This is a genomic window from Kribbella sp. NPDC056345, assembly GCF_042262745.1.
Classification (GTDB): domain Bacteria; phylum Actinomycetota; class Actinomycetes; order Propionibacteriales; family Kribbellaceae; genus Kribbella.
The window spans coordinates 165,697-184,232 of sequence record NZ_JBHJQQ010000010.1; the positions used below are offsets into that span (position 1 = coordinate 165,697).

Annotated in this window: 15 protein-coding genes; 10 read left to right on the plus strand and 5 right to left on the minus strand. The window is 67.7% G+C overall.

What is annotated here, in order from left to right:
- Positions 1 to 127 precede the first annotated feature (127 nt).
- On the plus strand, positions 128 to 2,203 hold the full coding sequence (locus ACFCV3_RS31400; protein WP_376035979.1) for a phosphocholine-specific phospholipase C: 2,076 nt from the start codon (positions 128 to 130) through the stop codon (positions 2,201 to 2,203).
- Here the strand turns inward: ACFCV3_RS31400 and ACFCV3_RS31405 are convergent.
- Entirely contained in the window at positions 2,193 to 3,200 is a 1,008-nt protein-coding gene (locus ACFCV3_RS31405; protein ID WP_376035981.1) for a LacI family DNA-binding transcriptional regulator, read from the minus strand. The two genes, ACFCV3_RS31400 and ACFCV3_RS31405, sit on opposite strands and share 11 nt — an antisense overlap.
- A 122-nt stretch (positions 3,201 to 3,322) precedes the next feature.
- Between ACFCV3_RS31405 and ACFCV3_RS31410 the strand changes: the two genes are divergently transcribed.
- Positions 3,323 to 4,324 carry a substrate-binding domain-containing protein gene (locus ACFCV3_RS31410; protein ID WP_376035984.1) on the plus strand — a complete coding sequence of 334 codons (1,002 nt, stop codon included), beginning with the start codon at positions 3,323 to 3,325 and terminating at the stop codon, positions 4,322 to 4,324.
- Positions 4,325 to 4,384: 60 nt separating this feature from the next.
- Here the strand turns inward: ACFCV3_RS31410 and ACFCV3_RS31415 are convergent, their stop codons facing one another.
- Positions 4,385 to 4,738 carry a pentapeptide repeat-containing protein gene (locus tag ACFCV3_RS31415; RefSeq protein ID WP_376035987.1) on the minus strand — a complete coding sequence of 118 codons (354 nt, stop codon included), beginning with the start codon at positions 4,736 to 4,738 and terminating at the stop codon, positions 4,385 to 4,387.
- A gap of 138 nt (positions 4,739 to 4,876) precedes the next feature.
- On the opposite strand from ACFCV3_RS31415, the gene ACFCV3_RS31420 reads away from it, so the two are divergent.
- The 3 genes from ACFCV3_RS31420 to ACFCV3_RS31430 are packed head-to-tail and all read left to right on the plus strand — an operon-like array spanning position 4,877 to position 7,850.
- The gene (locus ACFCV3_RS31420) at positions 4,877 to 5,767 is read left to right on the plus strand and encodes an ABC transporter permease (RefSeq protein WP_376035989.1); all 891 of its coding nucleotides are present in this window, start codon (positions 4,877 to 4,879) and stop codon (positions 5,765 to 5,767) included.
- Positions 5,764 to 6,552: an ATP-binding cassette domain-containing protein gene (locus ACFCV3_RS31425; protein WP_376035992.1), complete on the plus strand. Its 789-nt coding sequence runs from the start codon at positions 5,764 to 5,766 to the stop codon at positions 6,550 to 6,552. The genes ACFCV3_RS31420 and ACFCV3_RS31425 overlap by 4 nt, the downstream gene beginning before the upstream one ends.
- Positions 6,549 to 7,850 (plus strand): glycoside hydrolase family 32 protein, encoded by a 1,302-nt coding sequence (locus ACFCV3_RS31430; protein ID WP_376035995.1) that lies wholly within the window; start codon positions 6,549 to 6,551, stop codon positions 7,848 to 7,850. Before ACFCV3_RS31425 ends, ACFCV3_RS31430 begins: the two co-directional genes overlap by 4 nt.
- Here ACFCV3_RS31430 and ybaK read toward each other — a convergent pair.
- Positions 7,837 to 8,325, minus strand: a complete 489-nt coding sequence (gene ybaK / locus ACFCV3_RS31435) for a Cys-tRNA(Pro) deacylase (protein WP_376035998.1) — start codon at positions 8,323 to 8,325, stop codon at positions 7,837 to 7,839. The genes ACFCV3_RS31430 and ybaK overlap by 14 nt on opposite strands.
- Positions 8,326 to 8,424: 99 nt before the next feature.
- Complete coding sequence (locus ACFCV3_RS31440) at positions 8,425 to 9,090, minus strand: helix-turn-helix transcriptional regulator (RefSeq protein ID WP_376036000.1); 666 nt, start codon at positions 9,088 to 9,090, stop codon at positions 8,425 to 8,427.
- 75 nt (positions 9,091 to 9,165) lie between these two features.
- On the opposite strand from ACFCV3_RS31440, the gene folE reads away from it, so the two are divergent.
- Complete coding sequence (gene folE / locus ACFCV3_RS31445; RefSeq protein ID WP_376036003.1) at positions 9,166 to 9,777, plus strand: GTP cyclohydrolase I FolE; 612 nt, start codon at positions 9,166 to 9,168, stop codon at positions 9,775 to 9,777.
- A gap of 27 nt (positions 9,778 to 9,804) precedes the next feature.
- Here folE and ACFCV3_RS31450 read toward each other — a convergent pair whose 3' ends face one another.
- Positions 9,805 to 10,116, minus strand: coding sequence for a hypothetical protein (locus tag ACFCV3_RS31450; protein ID WP_376036006.1), 312 nt, complete (start codon positions 10,114 to 10,116; stop codon positions 9,805 to 9,807).
- Positions 10,117 to 10,324: 208 nt separating this feature from the next.
- Here ACFCV3_RS31450 and ACFCV3_RS31455 point away from each other — a divergent pair, with 208 nt between their 5' ends.
- From ACFCV3_RS31455 to ACFCV3_RS31470, 4 genes are all read left to right on the plus strand, one after another.
- Positions 10,325 to 11,731 carry a 3' terminal RNA ribose 2'-O-methyltransferase Hen1 gene (locus tag ACFCV3_RS31455; protein WP_376036008.1) on the plus strand — a complete coding sequence of 469 codons (1,407 nt, stop codon included), beginning with the start codon at positions 10,325 to 10,327 and terminating at the stop codon, positions 11,729 to 11,731.
- Positions 11,728 to 14,247: a polynucleotide kinase-phosphatase gene (locus ACFCV3_RS31460; RefSeq protein WP_376036011.1), complete on the plus strand. Its 2,520-nt coding sequence runs from the start codon at positions 11,728 to 11,730 to the stop codon at positions 14,245 to 14,247. Before ACFCV3_RS31455 ends, ACFCV3_RS31460 begins: the two co-directional genes overlap by 4 nt.
- Positions 14,248 to 15,005: 758 nt before the next feature.
- A complete protein-coding gene (locus ACFCV3_RS31465) occupies positions 15,006 to 16,844 on the plus strand; it encodes a glycoside hydrolase family 127 protein (RefSeq protein WP_376036012.1) in 1,839 nt (612 codons plus the stop codon).
- Positions 16,841 to 18,535 (plus strand): ABC transporter substrate-binding protein, encoded by a 1,695-nt coding sequence (locus tag ACFCV3_RS31470; protein WP_376036015.1) that lies wholly within the window; start codon positions 16,841 to 16,843, stop codon positions 18,533 to 18,535. The genes ACFCV3_RS31465 and ACFCV3_RS31470 overlap by 4 nt, the downstream gene beginning before the upstream one ends.
- Position 18,536: the final 1 nt, after the last annotated feature.

The following is an 18,536-nucleotide window of genomic DNA, read 5'->3' on the forward strand; positions in this document are numbered from 1 at the left end:
AGGTCCGGACCATGACTGAGCACATTGCCACGCTCCGCGTGGCGGGTCCTGAGGCCTGGTTCCATTTCTTCCCTCGTCTCTCCAGTCGCTGCGCTCCCTACGTTCCTCAGTCCAGAAATGGGGCCTCATGACCGGGATCTCCAGGCGTCTTGTTCTCGGCTCTGCGGCCGGCGGGGCAGCGTTGTCGCTGCTCCCGCCGTCGCTGCACACCGCGATGGCGCAACCGGCACGGCGTGGGGGACTACGGGCCATCGAGCACGTCATCGTGTTGATGCAGGAGAACCGTTCGTTCGACCACTATTACGGGACACTGCGCGGAGTCCGCGGGTACGGCGATCGCCAGCCGCTGCGGCTGCGCAACGGCCAGAGCGTCTTCCACCAGCCGAAGACCGGGGGCGGTGAGGTGCTGCCGTTCTCGATCCGTGCCGCTGCCGCCGCAGCCGGGCGGAACCCCGACGACATCCAGTACCTGGGCGCCCTCGCGCACGGCTTCACCGACGCGACCCAGGCCTGGGGCAACGGCTGGAACGACAACTGGGTGCAGGCCAAGACGGCCGCGACGATGACGCACTACGACCGGCGCGACATCCCCCTGCAGTACGAGCTCGCCGAGACCTTCACGATCTGCGATGCCTACCACTGCTCGGTCAACGGCTCCACCAACCCGAACCGCAACTACCTGTGGTCCGGCACCACCGGCTACGAGCCCGGGACGACCCAGCGCGCGGTGACGAACTCGGCGTACGACTACAACCACAAGGGCTACGACTGGACGGCGTACCCGGAGCGGCTCGAGCAGGCCGGTGTCTCCTGGAAGATCTACCAGGAGTGGGACAACTTCACCGACAACGCGGTCGAGTACTTCCGGACCTTCAAGGACCTCGGGACCCGGATCCTGGCGTCGGTGCCGGGCGGTTACCGGACCACCGAGGAGTTCTACGACAAGCTCTTCCAGAAGACGCCGGCCGAGCAGACCGCGGCGTTGCAGCAGTTGGCGGCAGCCGTGGCCAAGCTGCCCAAGGCCGACCAGAAGCTGTTCCACCAGGCGATGTACCGGTCCGAGCCGGAGTCGCTGATCCCGCGGGTGAAGGCGGACATCAAGGCGGGCAAGCTGCCGCGGGTCAGCTGGCTGGTGCCGTCCGCGGTCGATTCCGAGCATCCGGGTTCGTCCACACCGGTGGCCAGCGCGAACCTCGTCTACGAGTTGCTGGACGCGATCGCCTCCGATCCGGAGACCTGGTCGAAGACCGCGCTGTTCATCAACTTCGACGAGAACGACGGGTACTTCGACCACGTGCCGCCGCCGGTCGCGCCGCGCCCCGCCTCGGGGAACGACGACGACTGGTACAACGGCCAGCCGATCGGGCTCGGTCCGCGGGTGCCGATGACCGTGGTGTCGCCGTGGACCGTCGGCGGTCACGTGAACTCGCAAGTCTTCGACCACACCTCGGTGATCCGGTTCCTCGAGCGCTGGACCGGCGTCCAGGAGCCGAACATCAGCAAGTGGCGGCGGGCCGCGTGTGGTGACCTCACCTCGGCCTTCGATTTCGACCGCTCCTACCGGCAGCCGACCGTCGAAGCACCCGGCCCGATCCCGGCGCCGATCGCCCGCTGGAAGCCGACCCCGCCGGTCGACCAGGCCGTACCGCAGCAGGAGACCGGCCGGCGTCCGGCCCGCCCATTGCCTTATCGGCCTGCGGTTTCCGGCTTCGTTGCCGAGGGCAAGCTGAAGGTGGCCCTCAGCAACGAGGGCCGTGAGTCCGCCCACTTCGCGATCTACCCCTACGGCGGTGAGCTGCCCGCGCCGGCGCACCTCGACGTACGCCGGGACCACGCGGAGGCGATCGCGGTCGCGGGTCCGTACGAGATCGCCGTACAGGGGCCGAACCGCTTCTGGGTGGAGCTGGCCGGGTCGACCGATGGAGTCGCGGCCGGGCTGGATGTGCGGACCTGCCAGCGGGGGAGTGAGCTCGAGCTGGCGCTGGTCAACACGTCTCGCAAGCCGCTCACGCTGAAGCTGAAGGCGCGTGGCTACGGCAGCAAGACGGTCACCGTCACGCTCCGCGGCAAGCAGACGCGCGAGGTGGAGTGGCCGACCGACCACGGCTGGTACGACGTCGAGGTCACGGTCGTCGAGGACACGACGTACCGGCGGCGGTTGAGTGGGCACCTGGAGACCGGGCGGGCCGGACTCACCGGCTGACGCAACCGCACGACTGACGATGCATGATCTCCGCAGGCAGCCGGATCGTCTGCGGAGGCGCATCGGGATCGTTCATCCGGCGCAGCAGTAGCTGGACAGCCCGGGCGCCGATCGCCGCGGAAGGTTGCGCAACGGTGGTCAGGCCCGGGCTGAACAGATCGGCCCAGGTGAAGTCGTCGAAGGCCGCGAGCGCCATGTCCTTCGGTACGGCGACCTTCGCGGCGTTCAGCGCGGCCAGGGCACCAATCGTCATGCTGTTGTTCGCGGCGAACAGGGCGGTCGGACGATCCTCGAGCTGCAGCAGTTCCCAGGTCGCTCGGCGGCCGCCGTCACTCGACGACGAGCCGACCCGGACCAGTTCGGGATCCGCCGGCAGGTCGGCGCGGTGGTGGGCCTGTTGGTACCCGCGCAAACGCTCGGCGCTGGTCGACAGGCCCGGGATCCCGCTGAGCATGCCGATCCGGGTGTGGCCGAGCGAGATCAGGTGATCGATGATCGCGGTGGTGGCCGCCTCGTTCTCGACGCCGACCTGATCGACCCGCAGCTCCGGGGTGATCCGGTCGACCAGGACGTAGGGCAGGGCGTGGTCGCGCAGCATCGGCAGGGTCAGGTCGCGCCAGCCGTCGGCCGGCGCGATGATCAGGCCTTCGATGCGGTGGGCCAGGAGATTCGCGACCGCCACCGACTCGTGCCGCGCGTCGTCACGAGTGTCGACGATGATCGTGTTCAGTCCGGCCCGGGTCGCCTCGCGGTCGATCCCCTGGATGAGCTCGACCCAGTACGGATTGGTCGCGACCGTGATGGCCAGGCCGATGGTGCGATTCGTGCCTGCGGAGAGGGAGCGCGCGGTCGGCTGGTGCTTGTAGCCGAGCAGGTCCATCGCGTGCTGGACACGCTCGCGGGTCGCGGGCGCCACCAGCCGGGTCCCATTGACGACGTGGGAGACGGTGCTGACCGACACTCCGGCGGTCCGGGCGACCTCGGTCATGGTGACCATCCGTCGTATCGTCGTCGCTCCACGTGCCGTTGCGCAAGGCTTTGCGCAAAGCGGGCAACCAGTGTTCGGGGTGGTCTACCTTCGCGTCTCAGACCGACCCCATCGCTCGGGAGGGCCGACCCGTGAGAAGAACCGTCCCCGTCGTACTGCTGTCCGTCACTCTGCTGGCCACCGCGGCGTGCACGCAGACCAAGTCCGGTAGTGGTGACGGCGGTGAGAGCAGTGGCCCGGTCAAGATCGGGCTCGTCACCAAGACCGACACCAACCCGTACTTCGTGAAACTGCGCGAGTCGGCCAAGGCACACGCCGAGAAGTCGGGTGCGCAACTGATCGCGGTGGCCGGCAAGTTCGACGGCGACAACGAGGGTCAGGTCGCCGCGATCGAGAACCTCGTCCAGCAAGGTGTGAAGGGCATCCTGATCACGCCGAGCAACTCCACCGGCATCCTCGGAGCGCTGAAACAGGCCAAGGAGAAGGGCGTTCTGGTGATCGCCCTGGACACCGAGACCGATCCGAAGGACGCCGTCGACGCGACCTACGCGACGAACAACGTGACCGCGGGTGAGCTGGAAGGCAAGTACATCAAGGCGACCCTCGGGTCCACCCCGCCGCGGCTGCTGATGATGGACGGTACGCCGGGAGGCACGGTCGACGAGCAGCGGCACCGCGGGTTCCTGCAGGGCATGGGCCTGAAGGACGGTGACCCTGCGATCATCGGCGCCGCCCCGACCAACGGCGATCAGAACAAAGCCCAGGCCGCCATGGAGAACCTCCTCCAGCGCGACGCCACAGTGAACGCCGTCTACACCCTGAACGAGCCAGCAGCCCGAGGCGCCGTAGCCGCCCTCACCGCCAAGGGCCTGGCCGGCAAGGTCGCCGTCGGCTCGATCGACGGCGGCTGCCAAGGCGTGGCCGACGTGAAGGCCGGCAAGTACCTGGCCACCGTCATGCAGTTCCCGAAGAAGATGGCCGAACAAGGCGTCGACGCAGTAGTCACCTTCGCCAAGGACGGCACAAAGCCCACCGGCTTCCAGGACACCGGCGCCCAACTCATCACCGACAAACCCCTCCCAGGCCTGGAAAGCAAAGACACCACCTGGGGCACCCAGAACTGCTGGGGCTGACAGATGAGCGACAACCATTCGGACCGCCCACCCACCCCCGAAGACCCCACCCAGGGGAGTTCAGCCCAGGGAGGTTCCGCCCAGGGAGATTCCGCGCAGGGAAGTTCCGGCCAGGGAGATTCCGCGCAGGGAAGTTCCGGCCAGGGAGGTTCCGCGCAGGGAAGTTCCGGCCAGGGAGGTACTGGCCAGGGGAATTCCGCCCAGGGAGACTCCGGCCAGGGGAGTCCTTCCGAGGGGAGTTCCGTCTCGGGAGGTTCCGGCCAGGGGAGTCCTTCCGAGGGGAGTTCCGTCTCGGGAGATTCCGGCCAGGGGAGTTCGGCCCCGGGAGGTCCCGCCCAGGGGAGTCCCGCCCAGGGAGGGGCCTTCGCTGGGACTTCCACCTCCGCCCCGGGGGAGCGGGCTCAGGACTCCCATCCATCTGTTCAGGCCGCAGTGGGGGGTAGGCGCAGGGCAGGGTCGGCCGCGTCGTCGCCGAGCGTGTTGGGAGGACGAGCCGCTGAGGCTTTCCTGCACAACCCTGCCCTCGGACCACTCGCTGCGTTGATTCTGGCGATGGTTGTGTTCTCGGTGACGACTTCGACCTTCCTCACGGTCGACAACTTGAGCCTGGTGGTGCAGCAGTCGTTGGTGGTGGCGACGTTGGCGTTGGGGCAGACGTTGATTGTGCTGACCGGTGGGATCGACCTGGCGAATGCGGCGGTCATGGTGCTGGGGACGATGGTGCTGGCGCGGTTGGTGACCGAGGGCAGTGGCTCGGTGGTGGCGCTGGTGGCTGGGTTTGTGGTTTGCGGGGTGCTCGGGGCGATCTCGGGTGGGTTGGTCACGATGCTCAACCTGCCGCCGTTCATCGTGACGCTCGGCATGCTGACCGTCGTGCTCGCCGTCGGTCGCCTGTACTCCGAAGGCAACTCGTACCCGGTCACCGACAACCTGCTCGGTGTCCTCGGTGAGGGTGGTTACCTGTTCGGGCAGATCAAGGTGACGCACGGGATGACCCTGGCCGTGGTGATGTTCGCGGTCACCTGGTACGCGCTCACCCGGACCGCCTGGGGTCGCCATGTGTATGCCCTGGGCAACGATCCGGAGGCCGCCCGGCTGACCGGTATCCACGTCGGCCGGACCCGGTTCAGCGTCTACCTGGTGGCCGGCGTGATCTACGCCTTCGCCGCCTGGCAGGCCCTCGGCCGGATCCCGAACGCGGACCCGAACGCCTTCCAGACCGGCAACCTGGACAGCATCACCGCGGTCGTCATCGGCGGCACCAGCCTGTTCGGTGGGCGCGGCAGCGTGATGGGCACGGTGGTCGGCGCCCTGATCGTCGCGGTCCTGCGCAGCGGTCTGACCCAGGCCGGGATCGACAGCCTCTACCAGGATGTCGCGACCGGTGTCCTGGTGATCGCCGCGGTCGCCTTCGACCAGGTCGTCCGGAGGAGGTCACGATGACGGCTCTGCAAGCACGCGGTTTGGTGAAGCGCTACGGCCGGGTGACCGCGATCGACGGTGCCGACTTCGACCTGTACGCCGGTGAGGTGCTGGCCGTCGTCGGCGACAACGGTGCCGGCAAGTCCAGCCTGATCAAGGCCCTGTCCGGCGCACTCATCCCCGACGAGGGCACGATCCTCCTCGACGGTGCGGAGACGCACTTCCACTCGCCACTCGACGCTCGGCACGCCGGGATCGAGACCGTCCATCAAACGCTGGCCCTGGCGCCCGCGATGGACATCGCCACGAACCTCTTCCTCGGCCGTGAAGTACGCCGTACCGGGCCGTTGGGCAGTGTGTTCCGGCTGCTCGACCGGAGTGCGATGCGGGAACAGGCTCAGCAGCAACTCGATGCCTTGGGCATCGAAACCGTCCAGCACATCGGCCAGTTGGTCGAGACGCTGTCGGGCGGCCAGCGGCAGGCGGTCGCCGTCGCCCGGGCGGCGATGTTCGGCAGCAAGATGGTGATCATGGACGAGCCGACGGCCGCGCTCGGCGTGAAGGAGTCGCGGCAGGTCCTCGACCTGATCCGGCGGATCCGTGACCGCGGGCTGCCGGTGGTGCTGATCAGCCATGACATGCCGCAGGTGTTCGAGATCGCCGACCGGATCCACGTCCACCGCCTCGGTCGCCGCACCGCCGTCGTACGCCCGGCGGATGCGTCGATGAGCCAAGTGGTCTCCCTGATGACCGGAGCCCTGCGCCCCGGCGACCCGGACGCCCCGCCCAACCTGGTTGATTCATGAGCTATCAAGAGGACAACCGCGGGCAGTTCCATTTCAGCCCGCGGCGGGGGTGGATGAACGATCCGAATGCGCCGCTGTTCTATCGCGGTGTGTATCACCTCTACTTCCAGCACGCGCCGAATTCGTTGCAGTGGGACACGATGCACTGGGGACACGCGACCAGTACCGATCTCGTGCACTGGCAGCAGCAGCCGATCGCGCTCGATCCCACGATCCACCCGGGTGATCTGTGGTCCGGCGGTGGAGTCGTTGACTGCGGCAACGATAGTGGGCTGAAGACCGGCGACCACGACCCGATCCTCGTGTACTCCGGGACGCGGGGTGTGACCGTCTTCTACAGCCTGGACGGCGGCTACACGTTCGAGCCGTACGACGGTGGCCGGAAGGTCGTCGTACCGGACGGGGACAGTCGCGACCCGAAGGTGTTCTGGGATCCCGTCTCGCGGCGGTGGGGAATGGTCGTCTGGTCCGATGCCGGTGGCAACGGAGTGGACTTCTTCAGCTCGACCGATCTGCTGAACTGGACCTTCGCGTCGCGGTTCCAGGCCGAGTGGTTGTTCGAGTGCCCGAACATGATCCGGATGCCGCTCGATGGCAACTACCACTGGGTGCTGCACGCTGCCAGTGGCGAGTACTACGTCGGCGACTGGGACGGTACGGCGTTCCACAGCGACTGGACTGTTCCGCAGAAGATCAACCAGACCGCGACCTTCGCCGGCGCCGGGTACTACGCGGCCCTGAACTTCGAGAACCTGGAAGGCGATCGGGTCGTCTCGATCGCCTGGCAGGGGGAGAACCACGGCTCGGTCTGGACGGGGAACGCATCGTTCCCGGTGGACCTCAAGCTACGCCGGACAACTGACGGCATCCGCGTGGTCAGCACCCCGGTCCCGGAGATCGAGCTGCTGCGCGAGAACACCCGGACCTGGAAGGACCTGAGTCTCGATGCGAATGCCGCGCGGCAGTTGCTGTCCGAGGTATGGGTGAACACCTATGAGCTCGAGGCAACGGTCGACATTCGGGACGCGCAGCGGTTCGGCTTCCGGTTACCCCGTGAGATCGCGTACGACGCTCGCGCGGGTCAGCTGAACGGCGTACCGATGTCGCCGCAGGACGGCAAGGTCAAGGTCCGGCTGCTCGTCGACCGTGGTCAACTCGATGTCTTCGGCAACGATGGGGACGTCTACCAGAGCTACAACCTGAACTCCGGCAGCCCCGAACTGTTCACCGAGGGCCGGCTCACGCTCGACTCGCTGACGATCCACGAGCTGGCCTCGATCTGGGTCAGCGCGCGATAGCCGCCGTCCGAGCGTTCGTGATGGCGATCAGGTCGGCGGGGGAGAGGCCGATGTCGAGCCCGCGCCGGCCACCCGACACGTACACGGTGGCGTGGGCGGTCGCCGTACTGTCCACGACCGTCGGCAACGGCCGCTTCTGACCGATCGGGCTGATCCCACCGACGACGTAACCGGTGGTGCGTTCGGCGGCGACCGGGTCGGCCATCACCGCCTTCTTCCCGCCGGCAGCCGCCGCGATCGACTTCAGATCAAGCTGCTTGTCCACCGGCACCACGCCGACCGTCAGTTTGCCGTCGACCTCGACCAGCAGGGTCTTGAACACCTGCTCAGGCTCCAGCCCCAGCGCCTCGGCCGCCTCAAGCCCGTACGACTTCGCCGCCGGATCATGCTCGTACGCATGCGTGCTGAACTCGATCTTGGCCTTCGTCAACGCCACCGTCGCCGGCGTCCCCGCCGCCCGCTTCCCCTTACCCACCCCCCGACCCTATCCCCGCCGACCCCATTTGACTGGCTAGGCACCGTGGCTGGGGGTTAAGCACCGTGGTTGACGGTGTAGAACCCCCAATTTGAGTGCCTAGCCAGCGAAATTGGGGTCGGTGGGGGTGGCGACCAGGCGGACGCAGCAGTGGTTGGGGGTGGGGGTCAGGCGGGGTTCCAGGGGGGTGTTGGTGGTTTGCGTCAGGCCGGTCAGGAGGTTGAGGTTCATGTGGCAGACGAGTTGGGTGTGGGCGGTGGCCAGGCGGCGGAAGGGGCAGTTGGCCAGGGCTATGTCGTCGCCGTCGGGGTGAGGTTCGAAGCCGTTGCGTTCGAGGATCTCGAGGAGGGGCTGACCGGGTTCGCCCAGTGACTTGCCGTACTCGCGGGCCAGGTGGTCGAGGGCGGCTCGGGGGGAGGTGCCGGTGGCTTCGGCGTGCTCGATGGCGGCGGCGAGCAGTTGGCCGGCGACGGCGTACTGGCGTTCGGGGAGGCTGATCTCGATCTCGGTGTCGGAGCGGTGGTACAGCTTGGCGGGGCGGCCGGCGCCGGGGCCGGTCCGGCCGGTACGGCGCTCGAAGCAGGAGGCGAGCAGGCCCTCGTCGGTGAGGCGGTCGAGGTGGAAGGCCGCGGTGGTGCGCGGGATGCCGAGCGCGGCGGCCGCGTCGTCGCGGCTGACCGGGGCGGTCTGGGCGACGACGTACTCGTAGAGGCGGCGCCGGGTGGGCTCCTCGAGTACCGCGACGGCCTTCCAGTGGTTGTCCACGGGATGATTCTATCGACAACATCGGTTGGTAAAACAGTATGATGTCTCTTCGTTGAACTCTCAGGGAGTGTGCAGATGGCGATCTCCGCCGATCTTGAAGCCGTGCCCCTCCATATTGTGGCGAGTCGGGCCGACATCGACCTGCCCGCCGCCGAGCGTGCGGTGGCCGACCTGCTGAAGGCGCTCGGCCGTGACCCGCACAGCTCGCACCTGGCCGACACCCCGCGCCGGGTGGCGAACGCGTACGCCGAGATGCTGACACCGCGCGAGTTCGCGCTGACGACCTTCCCGAACGACGAAGGCTACGACGAGCTCGTGCTCGCCAAGGCCATCCCGGTGCAGTCGCTGTGTGAGCACCACCTGCTGCCGTTCCAGGGAGTCGCGCACGTCGGGTACCTGCCGGGCGACCGGATCCTCGGGCTGTCCAAGCTGGCCCGGGTGGTCGAGCTGTTCGCGCGCGATCTTCAGGTGCAGGAGCGGCTGACCAAGCAGGTCGCCGACTGGCTCCAGGACCATCTGGCACCGCAGGGTGTCGGGGTCGTGATCGAGGCCGAGCACCAGTGCATGTCGCTGCGTGGAGTGCGCGCGGTCGGTTCGCGGACCGTCACCTCGGCACTGCACGGCGTCCTGCGGGACAAGCCGAGCTCCCGGCAGGAGTTCTTCGCGCTGACCGGCCTCACCCCGTAGTCCGGCGGCCAGCCGAAGCCCTTCAGGTCAGGCGGAGACCGCCTTGTGAGTGTGCCGCCCGGTGGCGAGGATGTGCGCCACCTCGCCGGGCAGCAGGTCGGTGCCGGGAACCGGCTCCATCTCGGAGACGTCCAGCCAGCGCACGACGGTCGCGCCGCAGTGGCCGTGGACGGCGAGGATGGAGTCGAGATCCGGCCAGACGGCCGTGGACGGGTTGGCGCCGTGCCAGCGCAGCGCCACCGAACCGTCGGTGAAGACACAGCCTTCGGCGACGATGCCGGTCCCGGAGACCCCGCTGATGTCGGAATAGCGCAGGAGTTCGAAGGTCTGGGGTTTCATTGGTCCTTTCCCCGTGAGTGGTGGGCGCTCGCCACAAACCGGGGACAGATACCGAGTGTCAGCGGGGAAGAACGATCTGTAGCGACTCTGTTCTGCCAAACAAGCTAGAACCAAAACCCCCGACACGCCAGAGATCAGCAGGCGTGTCTCAAGCTCCGATCGATAAAAGAACAAGGGCTTGAACGCCCCACCATGATCGAATGGCGCAGTGCTCCTGACGCTGACCACCGACCTGACCGGATTCGACCTTCCCGCGAGCGACTTCGGGTTCCTGTTGCACAAGAACCCCGGACGACCGCAGCGGACCGATATCACCGGTGGGACAGCCCATGTCTTCTACCCGGAGGCCACCGACGAGCGCTGTACGGCGGCCGTGCTGCTCGAGATCGACCCGATCGCCCTGGTGCGGGCCGGCCGGGGGAAATCGTCCGAGGGATTCACCCTCGGCCAGTACGTGAACGACCGCCCGTACGCCGCCTCCAGCCTGCTCGCGGTCGCGCTCAGCAAGTTCTTCCGGACCGCGATGATCGGCCGCTGTGATGCCCGTCCCGAGCTCGCAGCCGCCTCGATCCCGCTGGAGATCCACGTGCCGGCGCTGCCGTGCCGTGGTGGGACCGAGCTCGCCGAGCGGATGTTCGCTCCACTCGGCTGGACGGTCGACGCGCGCCCGGTGCCGCTCGACCCAGAGATCCCGGCGTGGGGTGATTCCCGGTACGTCGATCTGCGGCTGACCGGCGTGGTCAGGCTGGCCGATGCACTCAATCACTTGTATGTGATGCTCCCGGTGCTGGATGACGCGAAGCACTATTGGGTCGGCTCCGACGAGGTCGACAAGCTGGTCCGGGCGGGCGCCGGATGGCTGGGCACGCACCCGGAGAAGGACCTGATCTCGCACCGCTACCTCGCGCACCGCCGCTACCTGTCCGATGACGCGCTGGAGCGGCTGGCCGAGGCCGACGGTGTCGAGCTGGCCGACGAGGCGCCCGAGGCCGAGGGACCCGTGTCGCTGGCGGTCGAGCGCCGTACGACGGTTGCCGCCGTACTGCGTGAGCTCGGTGCGCGGCGGATCGTGGATGTCGGGTGTGGTGAGGGCGCGCTCGTGGGGGAGCTGCTGAAGGACCCGATGATCGGCGAACTGATCGGGACCGATGTCTCGGCGCGCGCGTTGATCTCGGCGAAGCGGCGGCTGCACTACGACGACCTGCCCGACCGGCAGCGGGATCGGCTGCGGTTCCTGCAGTCCTCGGTGACGTACTCCGACGAGCGGCTGGCAGGTCTGGATGCGGCCGTGCTGATGGAGGTCATCGAGCACGTCGACCCACCGCGCCTGCCTGCGTTGTCGCACTCGGTCTTCAAGGCCGCGCGTCCGGCCGCGGTCGTCGTGACCACCCCGAACAGTGAGTACAACGTGCGCTTCGAATCCCTGCCGGCGGGCGAGTTCCGGCACCCGGACCACCGGTTCGAGTGGACGCGGTCCGAGTTCCAGACCTGGGCCGGTGAAGTGGCCGGTCGCTACGGCTATGCGGTCGAGTTCCGCCCGGTCGGTCCAGAGGACCCCGAGGTCGGTCCGCCGACACAGCTCGCACTCTTCCGCCGTACCGAGGTGGCCGCATGATCGACGTACCGGCACTTTCTCTGATTGTCCTGGTCGGCGTGAGCGGGTCAGGCAAGTCCACGTTTGCGCGGAAGCACTTCAAGGCGACCGAGGTGATCTCGAGCGACTTCTGTCGTGGGCTGGTCTCGGATGACGAGAACGATCAGGCGGCGACCAAGGACGCGTTCGAGGTGCTGCATTTCATTGCAGGTAAGCGACTTGCGGCCGGTCGGCTGACCGTCATCGACGCGACCAACGTGCAGCCGGAGGCGCGGCGGGAGCTTGTCGCGCTGGCTCGGGAGTACGACGTACTGCCGGTGGCGATCGTGCTCGACCCGCCGGAGCGGGTGGCGGTGGAGCGCAACGAGCAGCGTCCTGACCGGCAGTTCGGTGCGCAGGTCGTGACTCGGCAGCTTGGTCAGCTGAAGCGCGGGCTGCGGAGTCTCAAGCGCGAGGGCTTCCGGAAGGTCCACGTGCTCAGCAGTGTCGAGGAGATCGATGCCGTCAGCATCGAACGGACCCGGCTCTTCAACGACCTGACCGACCAGACTGGCCCGTTCGACATCATCGGCGACATCCACGGCTGCCGGCCGGAGCTCGAGCAGCTGCTGACTGACCTCGGCTACACGCTGACCCGAGATGCCCTGGGGCGCCCGGTGGATGCCGTGCATCCGACGCGGCGCGCGGTGTTCGTCGGCGACCTGGTCGACCGTGGTCCGGACAGCCCCGGCGTACTGCGGCTCGTCATGGGCATGGTTGCGCAGGGCAACGCCTACTGTGTGCCCGGGAACCACGAGGACAAGCTGCTGCGTGCTCTGCAAGGCCGCAACGTGAAGGTCAGCCACGGTCTGGAGACGACGCTGGCCCAGCTCGAAGACGAGTCGGCCGAGTTCCGGGCCGAGGTCGCGACGTTCATCGACGGGCTGATCTCGCACTACGTCTTCGACGGCGGCAAGCTGGTCGTGTCGCACGCCGGCCTGGTCGAGCGGATGCACGGTCGCGCCTCGGGCCGGGTCCGTTCCTTCTGCCTGTACGGCGAGACGACGGGGGAGACCGATGAGTTCGGTCTGCCGGTGCGGTATCCGTGGGCGAACGAGTACCGCGGTCGCGCGACGGTCGTTTATGGGCACACGCCGACCCCGGAGCCGGAGTGGATCAACAACACGATCTGCCTGGACACCGGGTGTGTGTTCGGTGGGTCGCTGACCGCGCTGCGATATCCGGAGCGCGAGCTGGTCCAGGTGCAGGCGGCCAAGGAGTACTACGCGCCGGCGAAACCGTTGCATGTGGCATCGGCTCCGGATCGCGAGCCCGACGTGCTGGAGCTGACCGATGTCACCGGGCGGCGCGTGATCGAAACGTCGTCGCACGGCCGGGTGAGCGTCCGTGCCGAGCAGGCTGGGGCGGCGCTGGAGGTGATGAGCCGGTTCGCGATCGATCCGCGGTTCCTGCTCTACCTGCCGCCGACGATGAGCCCGGTCGCGACCTCTCCGCTGCCGGGTCTGCTCGAGCACCCGCTGCAGGCGTTCGAGACTTATCGCGGGCAAGGCGTCACCGAGTTGGTGTGCGAGGAGAAGCACATGGGCTCGCGCGCGGTCGTCCTGCTGACGCGGGATGACGACGTGGCGTTCAAGCGGTTCGGGCTGGCCGGCCGCGGCGCGATCCACACGCGCACCGGCCGCTCGTTCTTCGACCCTTCGCTGACCGATGAGCTGCTGGCACGCTTGCGTGCTGTCGCTGTCGAGGCCGGGCTGTTCGAGGAGCTCGACACGTCCTGGCTGCTGCTCGATGCGGAGCTGCTGCCGTGGAGCGCGAAGGCCGAGGACCTGCTTCGCAACCAGTACGCCGCAGTCGGTGCCGCCGCCCGTACGTCGTTGCCCGCAGCAACCGCCGCGCTCTCGTCGGCGGTGGCTGCCGGTCTGGATGTCGGCGAACTGCTCGCCACGATGGAGCAGCGCGCGGTCAACGCGGCTCGTTTCACCGAAGCGTATCGGCGGTACTGCTGGCCGACCGCGGGGCTCGACGGCGTTCGGCTCGCCCCGTTCCAGGTGCTGGCCACGGAGGGAACGACGTACCAGGAACGACCGCATGCTTGGCACCTGGGGATCGCGGATCGGATGGTTGCTGCAGGCCCCGAGGTGGTCACGCCGACCCGACGGCTGTTTGTCGGCGCGGATGACTGGGCCGAGGGTGTGGCGTGGTGGGAGGAGCTGACCGGGGCGGGCGGTGAGGGCATGGTCGTGAAACCGGCCGCCAACCTCGTCCGGACCGCGAAGGGTCTCGCGCAGCCGGGCCTGAAGGTCCGTGGCCCGGAGTACCTGCGCCTGATCTACGGCCCCGACTACACCGAGCCCGCCAACTTCGCCCGCCTCCGCGACCGCAACCTCGGCCACAAACGCTCACTCGCCCTTCGCGAATACGCCCTCGGCATCGAGTCCCTCGAACGCGCCGCCCGCGGCGAGCCCCTCTGGCGAATCCACGAGTGCGTCTTCGCCGTACTGGCCTTGGAGTCGGAGCCCGTCGACCCGCGGTTGTGATGGTGGTCGTATCGCTCGGATGCGGCCGACAACGTACGGCAGTGGTTGCTCGCCGCTGCGGCCGATTTACAGAGGGAGTGTGGCCGGGGTCGACTATGGCTGACCTGGATGGCGAGGTCGGCAACCGAGGTGAACGTTGCCTGGGGCTGACGGGCTGTGGTCGCTGCCGGAAGTGAGGACGCCAGCCAGCTGACCCGCCGCGGTGGTGAACGATCCGACTCCGCCGGTCCCCATTTGCTGGGTCAACCCACCAGATGCGGTACGGCGGGGTCCGGGAGCACGGGAGCACGAGGTGCCGGCGGATGCGGTGGCTGGGCGGCCCGGGGTGTCGCTAACGACACGTAGTAGTGCGGGCTGGGGATGGCGTGCGGGTGGGCGGCCGCCTGAGGTCGGTGGGTCGGGTGGACTACTACGTGTTCTTGGCGACGCACTTCCTCGACAAGTAACCAAAGCCCGGCAACCCCAGGCAAGGTGTAGCCGCTCGCAGCCAGCGCCATCCACCTCAGCCACCGCGGCTGCGCTCTGGCCTGCGGCGATCTGGGGAGGATCCACCTCCCGAATACGTCCGTCATCCACCCCAAACCGGTTTGGGGAGGATCGGTTGTCACGTGGGTGAGGGCCGGGGAGTCCTACCACCCGATTCGGTGGGGTAGCGCTCCCCGGCGCCGCCGTGCAGGCACCGCCAACCCGGTGATGGGTAGGGAAAGGCTTTACGGAATCGCTTGGCAAGGTGTGACATTGCACCTAAGGTTTGTGCAATGTCACACCGTACTGAGCTGAGCGTGGAACTGACCGGTGGTCTGCTGTCTGCGTGGCAGCGGCGGAACCGGGAGGCGACGATCCCGCATGCGATCCGGGAGTTGCGGGCCGCCGGGAACCTCGACAACCTGCGCCGGCTCGCCGATCCGGCCGTCGGCCCGTATCGCGGCCGGTATCCGTTTCTCGACACGGATCTGTACAAGACGCTCGAAGGTCTCGCGTATGAGGTCGATCGGGCGTTGGGGGCGCGTGAGTTCTACGACGAGGTTGTCGGGCTGCTGCAGGAGGCCCAGGCGGACGACGGGTACCTGAACTCGTACTTCCAGGATCCGGACCAGCCGAAGCAGCCGTGGTCGGACCTGGCCTGGGGGCATGAGCTCTACAACCTGGGGCACCTCGTCCAGGCGGCGGTCGCGGCGAAGCGGCAGCTGGGGGACGATCGGCTGCTGATTGTCGCCCGCAGGTTCGCGGACCTCGTGGTCGAGAAGTTCGGCCCGCAGGGTGAGCCGGGGATCGACGGGCATCCCGAGGTCGAGATGGCGCTGGTCGAGCTTTATCGTGAAACCGGTGAGCTCGCCTACCTGACCCAGGCCGAGCTGTTCGTCGAGCGCCGCGGCCGCGGGAACCTCGTGCGAACGATCTTCCCGGGTGAGTACTTCCAGGACCACGTGCCGTTCCGGGAGCTGCCGTCGGTGATCGGGCACGCCGTCCGGATGGCCTATCTCGCGGCCGGAGCGACGGACGTTCACCTGGAGACCGGCGATCCGACGCTGCTGGCGGCGTTGGAACGACTGTGGGACGACATGGTCGCGACCAAGCTGTACCTGACCGGCGGGCTGGGGAGCCGGCACTCCGACGAGGCGATCGGTGACCGGTACGAGTTGCCGTCCGAACGCGCGTACGCCGAGACGTGTGCGGCGATCGCGCTCATGCAGTGGGCCTGGCGAATGTTCCTCGCGACGGGCAAGGCGTCGTACCTGGATGTCTACGAGACGGTCCTCTACAACGCTTACGCCGTTGGGCTTTCGGCAGATGGTACGGCGTTCTTCTACGACAACCCGTTGCAGCGGCGGCCGGATCACGAGCAGCGGTCCGGGGCGGAGAGCGGTGGTGAACCGCTGCGGCGCGCATGGTTCGGCTGCCCGTGCTGCCCGCCCAACATCATCCGCTGGATGTCGGAGCTGCAGGACCACCTCGCGACAGCTGGCGCGAACACCCTGACCATCGGTCTGTACGCGGACGCGCGGATCAGCACCGGGGAATTCACGGTCGCGGTTAGCACCGACTACCCGTGGGACGGCGAGATCGCGGTCACCGTGGTGGACGCGCCGGCCGCGGAGCAGACGCTCGTGCTCCGGATCCCGGCGTGGGCGCAGGACGCTCGGCTCGACGGCGAACCGGTGACACCGGGCTGGGCGACAGTCCGACGATCCTTCAAGCCCGGTGACAGCATCAGCATCTCGTTGCCGATGGCACCGAGAGCGCATGGATCACACCCGTACCTGGACGCAACCCGTGGAGCGATCGCGGTCGCGCGAGGTCCGCTCGTCTATTGCGTCGAGCAACAAGATTCCGAAACCCCGGTCGACGATCTGCTCCTGTCGGTCAGCGCGGTCCAGGCCGCGCCCGCCCGGCGGCAGGGCGACCACGTCGTACTGGATCTGACTGCGGCGGTCGCACCGGCTCCGCCGCGGGAGCTCTATCCCGTGCTGACCGGGCGGGCCGAGGAGTCCGTCGGCAGTCCGGTGCCGGTGACGTTCGTTCCGTACTTCCTGTGGGGCAACCGTGAGGCGTTGGCCATGCGCGTGTGGCTGCGAAGCGAAGGAGAAGGCAGATGAAGAGAACTTCCATGCTGGTGGGGATGGTGGCCTCGGCCGCCCTCGCGCTCACCGCGTGTGGTGGCAGTGGGACTGGGGCCAAGGGCGACTCGGCCGGGCCCGGTAGCAAAGCGGCCCAGGGCGGCACGGTGCAGGTGCTCGCGAATGCGGCGTTCTCGCATCTGGACCCGGCTCGCGGTTTCGACGGCGGCGTGAACAACTTCTACCGGTTGATCTATCGGACGCTGACCACTCAGGGCGCCGCACCAGGTGCCGAGGGCACCAAGATCGTTCCGGACCTGGCGACCGACACCGGCAAGGCGTCCGACGGTGGTAAGACCTGGACCTTCACCCTCAAGGACGGACTGTTCTTCGAGACCGGCGCCCCGATCACCAGCGCCGACGTGAAGTGGGGCGTTTCGCGCGCCTGGGATCCCGAGGTCGGCATCGGTTCGCCGTACGCGAAGCAGCTGATCGACGCACCCGCGTCGTACCAGGGACCGTACAAGTCGGGTGACCTGCCGACCATCACGACGCCGGACGCGAAGACGATCGTGTTCAAGCTGAAGAAGCCGTTCGCGGACTTCGGCAGTGTGGTCGCGCAGAACACCTTCACCCCGGTTCCGAAGGGCCAGGGCGCCGGGAACCAGCTGGACGGCAAGCCGATCGCGTCCGGCCCGTACAAGGTGTCCGAGTTCAAGCCGGGGGCCGCGCTGAAGCTTGTCCGCAACGACAAGTGGGACAAGCAGACCGACGCCGTCCGGAGCGCGAACCCGGATGGGTTCCAGTGGACCTTCGGCCTCGACCCCGCCACCATCGACGAGCGGATGATCGCCGGCCAGGGAACAGACGGTGACGCCATCGCCGGGACCGTAACGGCCGCGAGTGTGGCCCGGATCCAGACTCCGCAGCTCAAGCAGCGGACGATGACGGGGATCAACGGCTGTACGACGTACATGGGTCTGAACACCACCAAGAAGCCGTTCGACAACGTCAAGGTCCGGCAGGCGATCAACCTCGCGGTGAACAAGCAGACGGTCCGGGACGCGGTCGGCGGCTCGGCGCTCGCCGATATCGCCACCAGCATCCAGCCGTCGTCGGTGCCCGGCCGGGTCGACTACGACCCCTATCCGAGCCCCGACCACAAGGGTGATGTCGAGGCTGCGCGCAAGCTGCTCACCGAGGCCGGCTTCGCGGCGGGCTTCCCGCTCACGCTCGACATCCGCGCGCAACCGAAGATGCAGGCGATGGCGGTGGCGATCCAGCAGGCGCTCGAACCACTGAAGATCACCGTCAAGATCAACACCATCGACACCGCGACGTACTACGAAGTGATCGGTACGACGTCGCAGCAGCACGACGCGGCGATCACCGGCTGGTGCCCGGACTGGCCGTCCGGCGCGACCTTCCTGCCGCCGCTGTTCGACGGTCGCAACATCACCCCGAAGGGCAACTCGAACCTCGCCCAGCTGAACGACCCGGGCGTGAACGCGAAGATCACCGAGATCTCCGAGCTCACCGACGTACAGGCGGCCAACACGGCGTACGGCGAACTGGACAAGCAGATCATGGCGCTCGCACCGGTCGTCCCGCTGCTCTACGAGAAGGTGCTGATGCTTGTCGGCAGCAACATCGGCGGCGCCTATCTGCACGACGGGTACTCCGGTGGTATCGACCTGGTGTCGGTCGGTCTCCAGAACGCGGGGAAGTAGT